A 19,724-nucleotide genomic window follows, 5' to 3' on the forward strand; every position below is an offset into this window, starting at 1 on the left:
ACGACCAGGTCAAGATCCGTGGCTACCGCATCGAACTCGGCGAGATCGAAGCGGCACTCACCGCCCACCCACAGGTCCGCAACGCCGTCGTCGTCACACGCGAGGACAGCCCCGGCGACAAGCGGATCGTCGGCTACCTCGTACCGGCGGATCCGGACACCGCTCTGCCCCCGGGCGCCGAACTGGCCGCCCACTGCGGTGAATCGCTGCCCTCCTACATGGTGCCTTCGGCCTTCGTCGCCCTGGACGCCGTCCCGCTGACCGCCAACGGCAAACTCGACGTCCGGACCCTGCCCGCGCCCGACCAGGACGCCTTCGCACGATCCGCGTACACGGCCCCACGTACCCCGGCCGAGGAGCGCATAGCAGCCGTGTGGCGAGAAGTGCTGGGCGTGGAACGCATCGGAATCCACGACAGCTTCTTCGACCTGGGCGGCGACTCCATCCGCGCCGTCGCACTCGTCGGGTCGCTGCGCGCCGAGAGCCTGGACGTCACGGTCGGCGACGTCTTCAAGCACCGTACGGTCGCCTCCCTGGGTGAACTCCTCGGCGGGCGCGGTGACTTGGCTGAGCGCGACGCCCTCGTCGCCCCCTTCGCCCTGATCTCCGCCGACGACCTGGCCAAGCTCCCGGCAGGCCTCGTCGACGCCTACCCGATGTCGCAGGTGCAGACCGGGATGGTGGTGGAGATGCTGGGCGGCGGCGACGCCTACCGCAGCTTCATCTCCTACCGGATCTCCGACCGTCACGTCTTCGACGAGGACGCCCTGCGCAGAGCGGCCCGTACGGTCGTCGACCGGCACGAAATGCTGCGCACATCGTTCGACCTGCACACCTACTCGGCCCCGATGCAGCTGGTGCACACCGAGGTCGAGGTGCCCCTCGCCGTCCACCAGGTGCCCGCGGGCGACTCCGACGCGCGGGCCGCCGGTGCCCCCGGCGAAGCGCTGATGGGCCTTCTGATGGCCGAACGCAATGCCGAAATAGACCTGAACAGCGCTCCGTTGCTGCGCATCACCGCCTACGTCGAGGGGGGCGGCGACGGCTGGTGGCTGTCGATAGCCCGACCGCACGCCATCACCGAGGGCTGGAGCCACAACTGGCTGCTGGCCGAGCTCATGGACAGCTACCGCAGGCTGCGTGACGGCCAGGAGCCCGAGGCCCACGAGGCTCCCGCAGTCCGCTACGCCGACTACATCGCCGCCGAACTGGCCTCCCTGGCATCGCAGGAGGACGCTGACTACTGGCGTGAAGTGGTCGACACCCACCCGCCGTTCACGCTCCCCGACGGCTGGACCAGCGACGAGGCCGAGGGCGAGAGCTACGACCTGCACATACCACTGGACGACATCGAGGACTCCCTGCGGGCCCTGGCCACCCGGCTGCGGGTCTCCGTCAAGAGCGTCCTGCTCGCCGCGCACCTCAAGGTGATGAGCCAGCTCACCGAGGCCCCGGCCTTCCAAGTGGGTCTGGTCTGTGACGCCCGCCCCGAAATGCTCGGCGCGGACCGCGTCTACGGCATGCACCTCAACACCGTGCCCTTCGCCTTCGACCGCTCCGCCGCCACCTGGCGCGAGCTGGTGCTCCAGGTCTTCGACCGCGAGGTCGACCTGTGGCCGCACCGCCGCTACCCCTTCCCCGCCATGCAGCGCGAGTGGCGCGGCGGCCGACTGGTCACGGTCGCCTTCAACTACGTCGACCTGCCGCAGCCGGCAGCGGCGGGCAGCGCGGACGACATCCGGGCCGATGCCCGGTTCGGCATCTCCCAGACCGAGTTCGACATCACCCTGCACTGCCGCGGCAACCGGATGAACCTGACGACCAGTACCGCGGTCCTCGGCCGCGCCGACGGCGAGCGGCTGCGGGGCATGTACCGCGCAGTCCTGGAGGCCATGGCGGCCAACGCCGACGGGGACGCCCGTGCCACCCGTCTGCCCGCGGGTGAGCGCCAGTTGCTGCTGGAGACGTTCACCGCCACCGGCCTGGACCCCGTCGACCTCTGCGTACCGCAGGAGTTCGAGAGCCGGGCCGCCGCCACCCCGCAGGCCGTTGCGATCGTCACGGACGGCTCGGTGACCAGTTACGAGGAGCTCAACGACCGGGCCAACCGGCTCGCACACCATCTGCGCGAACTCGGCGTCGGCCCCGAGGTCCTGGTCGGCATCTGCCTGGAGCGCTCACCCGAGCTGATACTGGCCGTACTGGCCGTCCTCAAGGCGGGCGGAGCCTATCTGCCCCTCGACCCGGAAGCGCCCGCAGAGCGCCTCGGCTTCATGGTCGAGGACGCCGGATCGGGCTTCCTGCTCACCCGCCGCGGCCTGCTCGACGCGGTGCGGCGGACGGACCGGGTCACCACCGTCCTGCTGGACGAGCCGGAGTCCTTCGGCGAGCGGTCGTCGGCCAATCCCGAGCCGCTCCACGCCCGGGACAACCTCGCCTATGTCATCTACACCTCCGGTTCGACCGGCAGGCCCAAGGGCGCGATGGTCCGCCGCGACGGCATGGGCAACCACCTCCTGGCCAAGATCGAGGACCTCGGCATGAAGGCCGGCGACAGCCTCGTCTTCAACGCGCCCCCGGCGTTCGACATCTCGGTGTGGCAGATGCTCTCGCCGCTGGTCGTCGGCGGCCGTGTTCGGGTCGTCGACACGAACACCGCGCTCGACCCCGGGGCGCTGTTCGACAGGGTCGCCGGCGAGGAGTTGTCCCTGCTGGAGGTCGTACCGTCGCTGCTCCGTACCGGCCTGGACTTCTGGGACGCCGGAGCCGGCGCACCCGCGCTGCCCCACCTGCGCCGTCTCGTGGTCACCGGCGAGGTGCTCCCCGCCGAGCTGTGCACCCGCTGGCTGGCCCGCTTCCCCGGCATTCCCCTCGTCAACGCCTACGGGCCCACCGAGTGCTCGGACGACGTCACGCACGCCGTTCTGTCCGGTGAAGTCCCGCGCGGCCGGGTGCCGATCGGCGAGCCGATCAGGAACACCAGGCTGTACGTCCTCGACGAACGGCTCCAGCCGGTGCCCGTCGGGGTGGCCGGTGAGCTGTACGTCGGCGGCGCCGGGGTCGGCCGCGGCTATCGGGGCCGGAGTGCCCTCACCGCAGAACGCTTCGTCCCCGACCCGTACGGACCGGCGGGCACCCGGCTCTACCGCACCGGCGACCTCGTCACCTGGCGTCCCGACCACAGCCTCGACTTCCTCGGCCGCATCGACGACCAGGTGAAGGTGCGCGGCCACCGCATCGAACTCGGCGAGATCGAGACGGCGTTGGGCGCACACCCACAGGTGCGCCAGGCCGTCGTGGTCGTCCGCGAGGAGCGTTTGGTGGGCTACTTCACCGCGCACGACGGCACTGCGCAGGACGTCACCGCGCAGGACCTCAACGGGCAGGACGTCACCGCGCCGGACGCTCAAGGTGCGCCCAGCGAGCAGTCCGCCACCCCGGAGGAGCTGCGCGACTGGCTCGCCCGGACCCTGCCGGAGTACATGGTGCCCTCGGCGTTCGTCCGGCTCGACGCGATCCCGCTGACCCCCAACGGCAAGGTCGACAAGCGTGCGCTGCCCGCACCCGGCGACGACTCCTTCGCCCGCGGCGAGTACCTGGCCCCGCGCACCGAGGTCGAACGGAAGGTCGCCGAGGTCTGGCGGCAGGCGCTCGGACTGGAACAGGTCGGGGTCCGGGACGGCTTCTTCGACCTGGGCGGCGATTCCATCAGGGCCGTGGCGCTGGTCGGCGCACTGCGTGCGGAAGGCGTGGACATCGCCGTACGGGACGTCTTCGAGGCCCGTACGGTCGAGCGGCTGGTCGAGCTGATCGCTGACCGTGGCCGACTGACTGCGGCCGACCAGGCCTTCGTGGAACCCTTCTCGCTGATTTCGGACGGGGACCGGGCGAAGATCCCGGCGGGCGTGGTGGACGCCTACCCGATGGGCCGCACCCAGCTCGGAATGCTCATCGAGATGATCGACAGCGACCGGAATCCCTACCACATCATCAACACCTTCCGGGTCGTCGACGACAAGCCACTGGCCCCGGACGCACTGCGGCGAGCGGCCTCGGTCCTGGCCGCCCGTCACGAGGTGCTGCGTACCTCCTTCCGGCTCACCGGCTTCTCCGCCCCCATGCAGCTGGTACACGAAACCGTCGAGATTCCGGTCCAGGTGCACGAGGTGCGCGGTTTGGACGAGGACGAACTCACGGCAGCACGCTTTGAGTTGATGAGGCAGCAGCGGGCCGCGACCTTCGACGTCGACCGGGCGCCGCTCTTTCGGATACTTGCCCACGACGAGAGCGACGAGGCGTGGTGGGTGACCTTCACCCAGTCCCATGCGATCACCGAGGGCTGGAGCTACCACCAGCTGCTGGTCGAACTCCTCGACTGCTACCGGGCGATCCGCGACGGCCGGGAACCGGAGCCGTACGAGATTCCGCAGGTCCGCTTCGCCGACTCGGTCGCCGCCGAGCTGGAGTCCCTCGCGTCCGTCGAGGACCAGGCGTACTGGCGCGGCATCGCCAGCGAGCACGTGCCGGTGACGCTGCCGGCCGAGTGGGCGGGGGAGGGCGACGAACTCCTCTACTGCGAGGTTCCCTTCGACGACCTCGCCGACAAGCTGCGCGCGCTGGCCGGCTCGGCACACGTGTCGATGAAGAGCGTCCTGCTCGCCGCCCACATGAAGGTAATGGGCCAGATCACCGACGAACCCGCCTTCCATTCGGGCCTCGTCGTCGACACCCGCCCCGAGGCGCTGGGCGCCGACCGGGTACTGGGCATGTACCTCAACACGCTGCCGCTGGCCGTCGACCGCTCGGCGCGCACCTGGCGCGAGCTGGTCGCCCAGATATTCTCCCGCGAAGTCGAACTGTGGACGCACCGCCGCTATCCGATGCCCGTCGTACAGCACGAGTGGGGCGGCGGCCGACTGGTCAACGTCTACTTCAACTACATCGACTTCCACCAGGTCGACACCGGCGCGGTCGCCAACGAGACACGCATGACCAGTGCGACCAACGAGTTCGACCTGACCGTCTTCAACCGGGGCAACCGCCTCTACGTCAACACCAGCGCCAACGTCATGACCCGGGCCCACACCGACCGGCTGGCCGGCATGTACCGCGCAGTGCTGGAAGCAATGGCAGCCGACGCCGACGGTGACGCCCGCGCCGTGTACCTCCCCGCAGGCGAGCGCGAACAGCTCCTGGAAGCGGCCACCCGGGGTGGCGGCGCACAGAGCGAAGCAGTGCAGGACTGTGTCCACGAGCTGTTCGAGAAGCAGGCGGCCCGCACGCCGGACGCGGTCGCGGTGATCGCCGCGGGAACCTCGCTCTCCTACGCGGAGGTCGAGGAACGGGCCAATCGGCTCGCGCACCATCTGCGCACGTTGGGCGCGGGACCGGAGAAGCTCGTGGGTGTCTGCCTGCCGCGCGGCGCGGATCTGGTTCCCACGCTGCTGGGCGTACTGAAGTCGGGCGCTGCCTATCTGCCGCTCGACCCGGCCAATCCGGCCGACCGGCTGGCCTATGTGCTGGGCGACGCGGGTGCGGCCGTGGTGGTCACCGACTCGGGTTCGCTGCCGCTGATCGAGTCGGCCCACGACGGCGGATTCGTCGTCCTGGACCGTGACCGGGAGGCACTGGCCGCCGCCCCGGCGACCGCGCCCGCCCACCTCACCGGACCGGACAACTCGGTCTACGTCATCTACACCTCGGGCTCCACCGGAAAGCCCAAGGGCGTCACACTCACCCATGCCAATGTCGTACGGCTTCTGGCCACCGCTCAGGAGCACTACGCGTTCGACGAGGTCGACGTCTGGTCGATGGCCCACTCGTACGCCTTCGACGTCTCGGTCTTCGAGATGTGGGGAGCGCTGCTGCACGGCGGCACCCTCGTCGTCGTACCGCGCGACGTGACCGGTTCGCCCGAGGAGTTCCTCGATCTGCTGGTCGAGCACGAGGTGACGGTGCTGAGCCAGACCCCCTCCGCGTTCCGCTCGCTGGTGGCCGCGGTCGCCGACGGAGATCGGCGCGTCAAGCAGCTGTCCCTGCGCGCCGTGGTGTTCGCGGGGGAGAAGCTGGAGATCGGCGAACTGCTGCCCTGGACGCAGGAGTTGGGGCTGGGACGGGTGGCACTCGTCAACATGTACGGGATCACCGAGACCACCGTGCACACCACTTACCACCGGATCACCAAGCGCGACCTGGAGCCGGGCGCGGGCAACCCGATCGGGCGGCCCCTGTCCGACCTCACGGTCCATCTTCTGGACCCGTACGGCAATCTGGTACCGGTCGGGACCCGCGGCGAGATTCATGTCGGTGGTCCGGGTGTGGCCCGCGGTTATCTGAATCGTCCCGGGCTGACCGCGGAGCGGTTCGTGCCCGACCCGTTCGGTCCGCCCGGTGCCCGTCTGTACCGTTCGGGGGACCTTGCCCGCCGGCGGCCCGACGGGAGTCTGGACTTCCTGGGGCGCATCGACGACCAGGTCAAGATCCGTGGCTACCGCATCGAACTCGGCGAGATCGAAGCGGCACTCACCGCCCACCCACAGGTCCGCAACGCCGTCGTCGTCACACGCGAGGACAGCCCCGGCGACAAGCGGATCGTCGCCTACCTCGTACCGGCGGATCCGGACGCAACCGCACCGGACCCCGGTGAACTGCGCGCATGGCTCGGGCGGACCCTGCCCGACTACATGGTTCCGGCCGCGTACCGGACGCTGGAGAGGATCCCGCTGACCGCCAACGGCAAGCTCGACAAACGAGCCCTGCCCGCACCGGACCGCAGCGCCTTCGCCGGGGCCGCCTACGCGCCGCCGCGCAACCCGGTGGAGGAGCAGATCGCGTGCATCTGGCGCGCTGCGCTCGGGGTGGAACGCGTCGGAGTCCACGACGGCTTCTTCGACCTGGGCGGCGACTCCATCAAGGTCGTCATGACGGTGGGGGAGATGCGCCGGGCGGGGCTCGACGTCACCGCACGCGAGGTGCTGGAACACCAGACCATCGGCGCCCTGTGCGCCAAGCTGGCCGACCGGTCGGGGCTTTCCCAACAGGCCGTCGCAGTGAAGCCGTTCACACTTCTGAGCGAGTCCGACCGGGGCAGGCTTCCTGCGGGCATCGTCGACGCCTACCCGCTGTCGCAGACGCAGACCGGCATGCTTGCGGAGATGCTCTCCGGTGCCGAAGGGCCGCGCAGCTACCACCGCGTGGTGTCGGTACGCGTCGGCGCGGACGAACCGTTCTCCCGCGAGCCCCTCCAGCGCACCCTCCAGGAGCTCATCTCCCGGCACGAGGCACTGCGCACCACCGTCGACACCGAGTCCTGCTCCGTACCGGTCCAACTGGTTCACGCCACTGCCGAGGTCCCGCTGAGAGTGGTCGACCTGACCGGGGCGAGCGAGGAGGAGCAGCACCGGGCCACGGTGGAGCTGTTGGCGGAGGAGGCCCGCACCCCGCTCCCGCACGACACCGCTCCGCTGCTGCGGCTGGTGGTGCAGCGCTTCGGAGACGGCAGCTGGCAGCTGACCCTCACCCAGTCGCACCTGATCGTGGACGGCTGGACCTTCCACCTGCTGCGCGGTGAACTCCTGGACACCTACCGGGCGTTCCGCGACGGCGCGGAGATCACGGCGTACGAACCGCCGTCGGTCAGGTTCGCCGACACCATCGCCGGAGAACTTCTTGCGCTGGATGCCGCGGAGGACCGCGCCCACTGGCGTTCGGTCGTCGAGGGCAATGCCAGGTTCACCCTGCCGGAAGGCTGGGGCGAGAAGCCCGGAGCGCCGCAGGGAAGCCATCGAATCGGCATCCGGTTCGATGAACTCGCCGAGCAGTTGCGGATGTTGGCCTCGGAGGCGGGGGTGCCTGTCAAGAGCGTCCTGCTCGCGGCCCACCTCAAGGTGCTGAGCAGACTCACTCCCGAGCACCGGTTCCACTCCGGACTGGTCACCCACTGCCGACCGGAGGCCCCGGGCGCCGAGCGGGTCTACGGCACGCACCTGAACACCCTTCCCTTCCCTGCCGAGTTGGCGGCCCCCACCTGGGGAGAGCTGGTGCGCCAGGTCTTCGCCCACGAGCTGAAGCTGTGGCAGCACCGGTACTTCCCGATGCCCGCCATCCAGCACGAACTCACCGGCGGCGAGCGGATGATCGACGTCTATTTCAGTTACGAGGACTTCGGGACACGCGACGACTTCGGGACGCGCGGCACGGATCAGGCCCCGGCCGGCGGGACCGCTGACGGGCAGCCGATGGGCTTCAGCCACAACGAGTTCCCGCTGGGCGTCACCGCCCACGGCTCGGGCTTGACCCTGAACGCCGACAGCCGTGTGCTGAGCCGCGCCAACCTGGAGCGCCTCGCCTCCATGTACCTGGCGGTACTGAAGGAAATGACGGCCGGCGCACAGGGCGAAGCACGGGCGGCGGTACTGCCCGAGGGCGAGTGGGAGCTCGGGTCCGAGTGGGCCACCGGCCCCGCGAGCCCGCTGGACTGGTGCCCACCGCAGCGGTTCGAGCAGTGTGCGGCCCGGACGCCCGACGCGCCCGCGGTGATCACGGACGGTGCCCCGGTGTCGTACGCGGAGCTGGACGCCGAGGCGAACCGGATCGCGCACCACCTGCGCGCTGCCGGAGTCGGTGCCGGGGCGACGGTGGGCCTGCTGCTCGGCCGCAGTGCCGGGATGCTGGCGTCCGTTCTGGCCGTCTGGAAGGCGGGTGCCGCGTACGTACCGCTGGACCCGGACTTCCCGGCGGAGCGGCTGAGTTGGCTGCTTGCCGATACGGGTGCGTCGGCCGTGGTCACGACCACGGCGTACGCCGGCGGCGGCTGGGCATTCGGCGGCGAGTTCATCCTGCTGGACCGGGACCGGGCGGCGATCTCCGCCCGTCCGGACACAGCGCCCGAGCGCGCCACCGACCCGGACGGCATCGCCTATGTGATCTACACCTCCGGCTCCACCGGCCGGCCCAAGGGCGTTCAGGTCACCCACCGCGGGCTGGCGAACTTCCTCGGCCACGGCCTGGACCGCTATCTGGAGGACGGCCGGCACGGCGCTCCGCTGCTTTCGTCCGTCGCCTTCGACATGGTGGTCTCCACCATGCTGACGCCCCTGATGGGAAGCCTGCCGGTGCACGTCTTCCCGCAGGGACGGGCGTTGAGCGAACTCGGCGCCTGGCTGGCCGATACCGGCCCGTTCGACTTCGTACATCTCACTCCCGGCCATCTCGACCTGATATCCGGCCAGTTGCAGGGGGAGCGGTTGCCCGCCCTGGCCCGGGTGATGGTGGTCGGCGGCGAGAAGATGACCGACCGGAGCGTCGCCCAGGCGCGGCAACTGGTGGGCGACGGACGGGTGTACAACTCGTACGGGCCCACGGAAATCACCGTCACCAGCAGTGAGTTCCTGGTCGTCGAACCGCACACCGCCCCGTCCGTGCCGATCGGACGCCCGCTGGCGAACCTCACCACCCGGGTCCTGGACGAGTGGCTCCAGCCGGTGCCGCGCGGAGTGGTCGGTGAGCTGTACGTCGGCGGGACGGGGGTGGCCCGCGGCTATCTGGACCGGCCCGCCCTCAGTGCCGAGAAGTTCGTGCCCGATCCGTACGGCGCACCGGGTGAGCGGCTGTACCGGACCGGTGACCTGGCGCGCGTACTGCCCGACGGCGACGTCGACTTCCTGGGTCGCAGCGACGGGCAGGTCAAGCTCCGTGGCTATCGGATCGAACCCGGGGAGATCGAGGCCGAGTTGGCCGGGCACCCGCGGATCGCGGACGCCCGGGTGGCGCTGCACGGACAGGACACGGACGAAGCACGGCTCGTCGCCTATCTCGTCCGGCCCGGTGCCGAGCCTGATACCAAGGCCGACAACGGCAACGGCGACGTCGGCGAGGGGATGCCGACCCCTGCCGAGCTGCGCTCCGCACTGGGCCGGAACCTGCCGGACTACATGATTCCGGCAGCCTTCGTGACGCTGGACGCCCTCCCGCTCAACGCCAACGGCAAGCTGGACCACGCCCGGCTGCCTTCCCCGGACGGCGACGCTTTCGCCCGGCACACGTACGAGGCTCCTCGTACGGCAACCGAGAAGTGGCTCGCCGAGGTCTGGTCCGAGGTGCTGGGTACCGAACGCGTCGGCCGCGAGGACCGCTTCTTCGCGCTGGGCGGCCACTCGATCCTGGTCTTCCAGGTCATCGGTGCGGCCCGCCGGGCCGGGCTGCCGCTCTCGCTGCTGATGATCTACCGGGACGACAGCGTCGCGGCGGTGGCAGCGGCCGTCGACGAGGCGCTCGCCGCGCAGCCCGTACGGTCCGCGGAGACGGCCGCCGACCCCCACCGCGCGACCGTCGGCTCCTCGGCCCCCGACCCATCGGCCCCCGACCCATCGGCCCCCGGCCCCTTGGACCTGGCCGCCCGGCACGTTCCCGGCACGAGCGTCGCAGTGATCGCGGACGGCGAGCTGGTGGCCGTGGAAACCCAGGGTGTACGGGACGCGTCCGGAGCCGAACAGGTCACCCCGGACACGCTGTTCCAAGTGGGCTCGCTCAGCAAGCTGATCACCGCACTGGGGGTCCTGCGGCTGGCGGAGCAGGGGATCGTGGACCTCGACGAGGACGTCAACACCTACCTCGTCCAGTGGCACGTACCCGACGGCGCGCGCATCACCCTGCGCCAACTGCTCGGCCACATGTCCGGTCTCGTGCCGACCCCGGCCGTGGGCCAGGCGCGCGGTGAGGAACTCGTCGCGCTGCCGGACCTGTTGCACGGAAGGCATCCGCTGCTCGGTCCGCCGATCCGCACCGAGCTGGAACCCGGCCGGGTGTTCCGCAAGGCCAATGTCCACTTTTCGGTGGCCCAGCAGGTGGTGACGGACGCCACCGGCGAGACGTTCGACCAGGTCCTGCGACATCTGGTGTTCGCGCCGTTGGGCATGGACGCCAGCAGCTTCGACCAGTCCTGGCCCATGACCTCGGGCCACCCGGTTGCGGTGGGGCACGACGAGGCCGGGCAGCCGCTGGAAGGCGGCTGGCGGCTACGGCCGGACGCCGCAGGAGGCGGGCTGTGGACGACGGCGAGCGATGCGGCCAAGGCGCTGCTGGAGATCCGCCGTTCCTACCTGGAGAGGCCGCTGGCGCTGCTGCGGCCCGAGAGCGCACGGCAGCTGCTGACCCCGCAGCATCCGCACAGCGCGTACGGGCTCGGGGCGGTGGTCGACGACCTCGGCGACGACGTCCAGTTCGGGCACGGCGGCGCGGGCGGTGGCTATCACGCGCTGGCCATGTGCCGGATCGGGAGCGGCACCGGGTTCGTGGTGCTGACCAACGGAGAGGCGGGGGACGAGGTGGCTGGACGTTGCGTTCCGCTGCTGGAGCCGGGGCAGGCTGCACGGATCCAGGCTGCACGGCGCCGGGCCGGGGGCCGGTCCTTGTGAGTATCAGTGGCGAACCCGCCGTCGAGACGGCCGGGGAGCAGCGGCCCCCGGAGCCGCTGCGCAAGAACCGTGACTTCCTGCGGCTGTGGATCGGTGCGGGCGTCTCCGTACTCGGTGACCGGACGGCCACCGTCTCCTACCCGCTGCTGATGCTCTGGTACGGATCGCCCACCCAGGCCGGCCTGGTGAGCTTCGCAGGGCTGTTGCCGATGCTGCTGGTCCAGCTGCCGGCCGGAGTCGTGGTGGACCGGCTGGACCGCCGCAAGACGATGATCACCTGCGACGCGGTCGGGCTGCTGGCCATGGCCAGCGTCGGCGTCGCGCTGTTCAACGGCGCACTGTGGATGCCTCACATCATGGCCGTGGCGTTCGTCGGGGGCACGGCGTCGATCTTCTACCGGCTTTCCGAGCGGGCGGCCGTACGCAACGTGGTCGACCCCGCCCACGTGCCCTCCGCCCTCTCGCAGAACGAGGCCAGGACCAGGGCGGCCGGACTGCTCGGGCAGCCGCTGGGCACGGCCATGTACGGACTCGCACGCTGGAGCCCGTTCGTCTTCGCGGCGCTCGGACACCTGGTCGCCCTGCTGAGCCTGCTGTCCATCCGCCGGAAGTTCCAGGCCGAGCGGGGCGAGCGGCCCTGGCGGCTGCGGGCGGACATGGCGGAGGGCTTCAGTTGGCTGCTGCGACAGCGTTTCCTGCGGGCTGCGATCTTGCTCGTCGCGGTCACCAACATCCTGTTCACGGCGCTCTCGCTGACCGTCGTCCTGATCATCAAAGAGGGGGGCGGCTCCCCGGCGTCGGTCGGTCTGATCGGCCTCTTCTCGGGGGCCGGCGGCATCATCGGTGCCCTGTCCGGCTCGTACTTCGTCCGGCGCATGAACCCCGGCACCGTGATGATCTCGATCTTCGCCATCTGGACGCTGCTGATGCCGATGCTCACCCTGTCCTCCAGCGTGTGGGTGCTGGCGGCCCTGTTCGTCGGGACGTCCTTCGCGGGAGCGATCCTCAACGTGATGGCCGGCGTTTACCAGGTACAGGTCACCCCGGACGAGATGCAGGGCCGCGTCGGCAGTGTTTCGGGCCTCCTGAGCTCGGGTGCGAACTCGCTGGGAGCACTGGCGGGTGGCTACGCACTGAGCTCGTTCGGTACGACGACGACGGTGCTGGGGGTGGGGGTGGTGATGCTGGCGACGCTGGTCGCGGCGTCCTTGGTCCCCGCCGTCCGCCAGGCCCGCCGCCTGGAGAACTGACGGGGCCGGGAGCTCCCGTCCCCGTACCGACCCGCTCCTCCGCCCGGCCGTGACAGCCGCGATATAGCCGCAGTATCGGCCGGTTGGCAAGCATCTTGACGTGGCCGTGGGGAATTTGTCGCGACCGTGCCCGCAGGGGGCCGGAACCGAGCACTGCCGACCCATTGGGAGACTCATGAACCGCGCGTCAGATCCGTCCGCCGCAGGGCAGCTCCACGAAATCATCGCGCACCGGGCGGCGTCGACCCCGGCCGCAGTGGCCGTCGTGGACGCCGAGCGTCAGCTGACGTACGGAGAGCTGGACCGTCGCGCCAACCAGCTGGCGCACCTCCTGCTCCGTACCGGAGCGGGCCCCGACGCGCCGGTCGGCGTCGCACTGAACCGCGGGGTGGGGCTCGTCGTCGCACTGCTCGCCGTGTGGAAGGCGGGCGCGGCCTACGTCCCGCTCGACCACGCTCAGCCCCGGGCCCGTACCGCCGACCTCCTGGCAGGCGCCGCCGTCACCCTGGTGGTGACCGAGGCGGGCCCGGTGTACGAGGCCGGAGTGCGCGCACTCGTCATCGACCCCGGGCTGACCGCCCTCGACGGCCTGCCCGAAGACCCCCCGGCAACCGCGGCCGGGGTGTCCGGTCTGCACCCTGCCTACGTGCTCCACACCTCCGGCTCCACCGGCCGCCCCAAGGGCGTCGTCGTCACCCACGCAGGTCTCGCCAACCAGGTTCGTTGGCGGGTGCGCACCCACTCCCTGGGCGCGGCCGACCGGATCCTGCACAAGACGCCGGTCACCTTCGACGCCGCCGGATGGGAGATCTACGCACCGCTGGTGAGCGGCGGCACCGTGGTCATGGCGCCGCCCGGCGCCGAGCGCGACCCGGCCCTGCTGGTACGTACCGTCAACGAACACCGCATCACCGTCCTGCAGGTCGTCCCCTCCGTACTGCGGATGCTCGTCGACGAGCCCGCCTGGGACCACTGCACGACGCTGCGCATCCTCTCCTCCGGAGGCGAACAGCTGCACGCCGAACTCGCCCAGCGCTTCCTCAAGCGCGTCGAGGACAACGCCGACGACGAGGTCGAGGTGTGGAACACCTACGGCCCCACCGAATGCTCCAACGAGGTCGCGGGCCACGAGTTCGACCCGATTCAGCGCTCGGGCCCGGTCCCCGTAGGCACCCCGGTCGACGGCATGCGCTTCCTCGTCGCCGATGCCTGCGGGCGGGCCGTGCAGCCGGGCGACAGCGGAGAGCTGTACCTCGGCGGCATCGGCCTGGCGCAGGGCTACCTCGGAGAGGCCGGCCTGACGGCCGAAAGCTTCGTCCCCGACCCGTACGGTCCGGCGGGCGCACGCCTGTACCGGACCGGCGACCTGGTGCGCCGACGTGCGGACGGCAACCTGGAGTACCTCGGCCGCACCGACGACCAGGTCAAGGTCAACGGCGTCCGGGTGGAACCCGCCGGGATCGAGGCCGCGCTCGCGGCCCACCCGGGCGTCCGGGAGGCAGCCGTCACCTCCTTCACGACCTCCGACGGCTCCACCCGGCTGGCCGCGTACTTCTGCCACCGGGGCACCGGGACCGCGACGCACGCGAGCCCCGAAGAGCTGCGCCGGTTCCTCTCCGAGCGCCTCCCGGAAAGTCATCTCCCCTCCGTGTACGTCGAGTTGGACGGCTTCCCCAGGACGTCGAGCGGCAAGCTGGACAGGCTCGCGCTGCCCGCCCCCGGTTCGGCCGACGCGCCGCAGGTCTCGCCCGAGACCGACGCCGAGGTGCTGATCGCCGGGCTGTGGCGAGAACTGTTCAAGATCGACCGCGTCGGTGTGCACGACGACTTCTTCCGGCTCGGCGGCTCCTCCCTCCAGCTCACCCGCCTCGCCAATCGGCTGCGCACGGCCACGGGCCAGGACATCGAGCTGCCCCGGCTGCTGCAGGCGACCACGGTCGCCGCGCAGGCCCGGTTGATCACGGAGGACCCGGAAGCGGGCGGGAACGAGGGCGGGGGCGCCGGCCGGAGGGCGGGCACAGGACACGTCAGGCCGGTGCCGCGTACCGGGACGCTGCCGCTCTCTTTCGGCCAGCGGAGGCTGTGGCTGCTGGAGCGCATCGACCCACGCAGTCGCGAGTGGGTGACCGGACTCTTCCTGCGGGTCCCCGCCGATGACGGCGAGGCGTTGGTGCAGGAGGCACTGGACGTGCTGAAGTCCCGGCACGAGGGGCTGCGCACCCGCTTCGTGGCCGAGGACGGCGAGCCCGTCCAGCTCATCGACGCGCCGAGCCCCATGGAACTGCGTACCGTGACCTCCCCGCGCGAGAGGATCGGCGCGGTCGTCGAGCAGGACGCCGGGCGCGGCTTCGACCTCGAAAACGGTCCCGTCGTACGGGCGTTGCTCATCAAGGGGTCCGGCGACGAGCCGCCGAGGGAGCACACCCTGGTCCTGCTGATGCACCACATCGTCGGCGACGGCTGGTCGGCGACCGTCCTGCGCCGCGAGTTCCGCGCGTGCCTCGACGCGCTGCGCGAGGGCCGCCGCCCCGAACTGCCCGAACTTCCCGTGCAGTACGCCGACTACGCGGTCTGGCAGCGCGAACGCCTCACCGAGCAACTGGTGGCGCGCGAACTCACCCATTGGAAAACGGTGCTTGAGGGAGCCGAACCGCTCGCCCTGCGCGGCGACAGGCCCAGGCCGCCCGCGCGCGACGCACGCGGCGCGGTCGTCACCTTCACCGTGCCCGCCGATCTCGCACGGGCCCTCACGGACCTCGGGCGGCGCGGCGGTGCGACCGAGTTCACGGCCCTGCTCACCGCGTTCACCACACTGCTGGCCCGGTACACCGCCCAATGGGACGTCGTGATCGGCACTCCCGTGGCGGGCCGCGAGCGCCCCGAGATCGATGGCGTCGTCGGCTTCTTCCTCAACAGCCTCGTACTGCGCTGCCAGTTGGAGGGATCACTCGCCTTCGAGCAGGCCGTGGAACGTGTACGGGACGTCTGCAAGGAGGCCTTCGGTCACCAGGAGCTGCCCTTCGAGGAACTGGTGGCGGAACTGGCACCCGAACGTGACCTGTCGCGCACCCCGCTCTACCAGGTGGCCTTCGACTACCACGACGTGGAGCTCACCGGCTCGGCGGCCGACGCCACCGACCTGGAAGCCGTGGTGGACGTGTCGTCCGTCGCCAAGACCGACCTCACGCTGTACATGCGCAAGCAGACCGACGGCACCATGATCGGCGCCCTGGAGTACGCCACGGCGCTCTTCGAGCACACCACCGTCGAACGGTTGGCGCAGCACTTCCAGCACTTGCTCGCAGCGGTGGCCGCGGACCCCCGCGTACGGCTCGACGCGGTGGACCTTCTGCCGGACGACGAGCGGCGCACCCTGGAGCGGTGGAGCCACGGGCCCGAGGCGGAGGTGACGGCATCCGTCCCCGCGCTCTTCGCGCAACGGGCCGCAGCGGTCCCCGACGCCACGGCCGTCATCGCCGACGGTGCGAGTGCGACCTTCGCGGAACTCGACGAGCGGGCCAACAAGCTTGCCCGCAGGCTGCGTTCGGCCGGAGTCGGCCCGGAGACGGTGGTCGGCGTACTGCTGGAACGTTCCGTGGACCTGCCGACCGCGCTCCTCGCGGTGTGGAAGGCGGGCGCGGCCTTTCTCCCGCTCGACCCGTCCTTCCCCGCCGACCGCATCGGCCGGGTGCTCGACGACGCCCGGGCCCCCGTCGTCGTCACCGCGTCCGCGTACCGCGAACGGCTCGCGCCGGTCTTCGCCGGAGAGCTGGTCCTCACCGACGACGACGCGCCGGCGAAAACGGCCCTCTCCGGCGCGGCCCTGGAGCACCCCGTACAGCTGGATCCGCGGCACGGGCGGGACCTGGACCTGCTGGCGTACGTCATCTACACCTCGGGCTCCACCGGCCGCCCCAAGGGAGTGCAGATCACCCACCGTGCGCTGGCCAACCACGTCGGCTGGGCGGTCGAAGAGCTGGCCCGGCCCGGCACGGGCGGCGGCGCGGTCTTCTCGTCCGTCGCCTTCGACCTGGTCGTGCCGAACGTCTGGGCGCCGCTGCTCACCGGGCAGCCGATACGCCTGCTGCCGCAGGACCTGGACCTCGCCGAGCTGGGGCCGAGGCTCGCGAAGGCCGCGCCGTTCTCGTTCCTCAAGCTGACCCCGGGGCACCTGGAGATCCTGGCGCAGCAAATCGCGCCGGAACGAATGGCAGGGCTGGCCCGGACGGTCGTGGTCGCGGGCGAGGCACTGCCGGTGCGCCTGGCCGACCAGTGGGCACGGGCGCTGGGCGCCGGACGGCTGATCAACGAGTACGGGCCCACCGAGGCGGCCGTCGGCACCTCGACCTTCCCGGTGACGGCGCCGGTGGACGGTGAATCGGTGCCCGTCGGACGGCCGTTGCCCGGAGTGACGATGCAGGTCCTCGACGAGAGGATGCGTCGGCTGCCCGTGGGGGTGGCAGGTGAGCTGTACGTCGGTGGCCTGGGGGTGGCACGGGGATACGGGGCCCGCCCCGAACTGACCGCCGAGCGGTTCGTACCGGACCCCTACGGCCCGGCCGGAGCACGCCTGTACCGGACCGGCGACCTGGTGCGGCTGCTGCCTGACGGCAGCGTCGACTTCATCGGCAGGAGCGACGGACAGGTCAAGATCCGCGGCTACCGGGTGGAGACCGGCGAGATCAAGAACGTGCTGGATGAACACCCCGCCGTGCACGAGGCGGTCGTCCTCACCGTCCAGGACACCAACGGCACCGCGAGCCTGGCCGCCTATTGGGTGCCCACGCAGTGCACACAGGACCCCGCGGAGGTACGGGACGCACTGGCCGCGCACTGTGCCGAGAGGCTGCCCGACTACATGATCCCCTCGACGTTCACCCCGATCGGGGCCGTTCCGCTGAACGCCAACGGGAAGGTGGACCGGGCCGCGCTGCCGCGGGCCGAGGAGGAGGTGGAGAAGGACGGCAGGACCGAGCCGCGCGGCGTCGTCGAAGAACGGATCGCGGAGATATTCGAAGAGCTCCTCGGCATTCGAGCCGGTGCTCACAGTCATTTCTTCCGTAGCGGCGGAAACTCGATCCTGGCGATCCGGCTGATCGCGGAAATTCAGTCCGCATTCGAGATCGACTTCCCGACCCGTGCCGTTTTCGAAGGCAGTACCGTCGCCGAACTGGGAGCGGTGGTCGAGGCGGAGGTACGCGCCGAGATCGAGCGGATGTCGGAATCGGAGCTGCTGGCACAGGCGCGGGAGCTGGGCCCGGACGAACAGTACTCGTCCGAGCAGTAGCACCGGACTCGTCCGAACCGTGATTCCAGATCAATCCAAGTTGATTCGCACACCACCGAAAGGCGAAGAAGGAGAATGATGATGACAGTGGAAGAGTATGCCTCAAAGCTCATCGATTTCATTGGGGACGAGTTCCTCCAGGGAGACGGAAAGGATCAACTGACCGACACTTCCCCTCTCATGGAGTCGGGAATTCTGGACTCGCTTCGGGTGGCACTCCTGCTGAGCTACATCCGCGACAAAATGGGGCTCTACGTCTCGCCGGCGAAAATCGACGCCGACCACTTCAAGGACGTCAGCACCATCGCGGAAATGCTCCACGACCTGTCGCTGGAAGCCGGCCTCAAGGAGCAGAGCGCATGAAGCCGGACTTCGACGTCGCGGTCATCGGCGGCGGCCCCGCAGGCTCCACGATGGCGTCCTACCTCGCACGGGCCGGTCTCTCCGTCGCGGTGTTCGAGAGCGAGACATTCCCGCGCCCGCACGTCGGTGAATCGCTCGTGCCGGCGACCACTCCGGTGCTGCACGAGATAGGGGCCCTGGAGAAGATCGACGAAGCCGACTTCCCCAAGAAGTACGGTGCTTCGTGGACGTCCGCCGAGTCCCGCGACATCCCCAAGATGGGATACAGCGGCCTCAGCCACGGCTGGACGGCCGACATCGCGTTCGTCGAGCGCAACCAGATCGGCGTCGACCGCGACTACACCTTTCACGTGGACCGTGCCCGGTTCGACTCGATCCTGCTGCGGCACGCCGACGAGCAGGGCGCCACGGTCTTCAACGGGGTCCGTGTCCTCGGGACCGACTTCTCCGACCCCGAACTGGTGCGGCTCACCGTCCGCCTGGCGTCGAAGGAAGTCGACTTCACCGCGGGCATGGTGGTCGACGCCTCCGGACGGCAGACCCTGCTGGGGCGGCAGCTCAAGGTGAAGGTCGCCGACCCGGTGTTCGACCAGTACGCCGTGCACACCTGGTTCGAGGGCCTGGACCGTGAGGAGATCGCCCAGGACGCCGCCCAGGTCGACCACATCTTCGTGCACTTCCTGCCCATCAAGGACGCCTGGGTGTGGCAGATCCCCATCACCGACAAGATCACCAGCATCGGCGTGGTGACGCAGAAGAAGCGCTTCGCCGATTCGGCCGGCGACCGGGAGGAGTTCTTCTGGGACCTCGTCTCCAGCCGGCCCGAGCTGCACGACGCACTGAGGAACGCGAAGCGCGTACGGGAATTCAAGTCCGAGGGTGACTACAGCTACGCCATGAAGCAGATCTGCGGCGACCGGTTCGTACTGATCGGCGACGCGGCCCGCTTCGTCGACCCGATCTTCTCCAGCGGAGTGAGCGTCGCGCTCAACAGCGCACGCATCGCCGCACAGGACATCATCGCCGCGCACGAGGCCGGCGACTACGCCAAGAAGCGCTTCGAGACGTACGAGAGCAAGCTGCGCCGCGCGGTGAAGTACTGGTACGAGTTCATCTCGATCTACTACCGCCTGAACGTCCTGTTCACAGCCTTCGTCCAGGACCCGCGGTACCGCATCGACGTACTGAAGATGCTTCAGGGCGATGTGTACGACGGCGAGGAACCCAAGGCCCTCCAGGCCATGCGCGAGGTGGTGGCCGAGGTGGAGAACAATCCCGGTCACCTGTGGCACCCGTACCTGGGCACGCTCCGGGCCCCTACCTCGGCACCGAGTTTCTGACCACGGGCCTCTGATCGGAAGTCCCTGCTCAGGGGCTTGTGGTCAGGACCGGCCCGGCACAGTGCTCCGC

General features: G+C 70.1%; 5 protein-coding genes. All 5 read left to right on the forward strand.

Going from position 1 to position 19,724, the window contains the following annotated elements:
* Nucleotides 1-44 precede the first annotated feature (44 nt).
* The 5 genes from ACWGIG_RS22755 to ACWGIG_RS22775 all read left to right on the forward strand — a co-directional run bounded on the left by ACWGIG_RS22755 (nt 45) and on the right by ACWGIG_RS22775 (nt 19,654).
* The gene (locus ACWGIG_RS22755; protein WP_453323480.1) at nt 45-11,414 is read left to right on the forward strand and encodes an amino acid adenylation domain-containing protein; all 11,370 of its coding nucleotides are present in this window, start codon (nt 45-47) and stop codon (nt 11,412-11,414) included.
* Nucleotides 11,411-12,664, forward strand: coding sequence for an MFS transporter (locus tag ACWGIG_RS22760; RefSeq protein WP_453323476.1), 1,254 nt, complete (start codon nt 11,411-11,413; stop codon nt 12,662-12,664). Before ACWGIG_RS22755 ends, ACWGIG_RS22760 begins: the two co-directional genes overlap by 4 nt.
* A gap of 175 nt (nt 12,665-12,839) precedes the next feature.
* Nucleotides 12,840-17,951, forward strand: coding sequence for an amino acid adenylation domain-containing protein (locus ACWGIG_RS22765; protein WP_453323477.1), 5,112 nt, complete (start codon nt 12,840-12,842; stop codon nt 17,949-17,951).
* Nucleotides 17,952-18,032: 81 nt separating this feature from the next.
* Entirely contained in the window at nt 18,033-18,314 is a 282-nt protein-coding gene (locus ACWGIG_RS22770; RefSeq protein ID WP_453323478.1) for an acyl carrier protein, read from the forward strand.
* Entirely contained in the window at nt 18,311-19,654 is a 1,344-nt protein-coding gene (locus ACWGIG_RS22775; RefSeq protein WP_453323479.1) for an NAD(P)/FAD-dependent oxidoreductase, read from the forward strand. The genes ACWGIG_RS22770 and ACWGIG_RS22775 overlap by 4 nt, the downstream gene beginning before the upstream one ends.
* Nucleotides 19,655-19,724 lie beyond the last annotated feature (70 nt).

It is taken from the genome of Streptomyces sp. NPDC054863, from assembly GCF_053610825.1.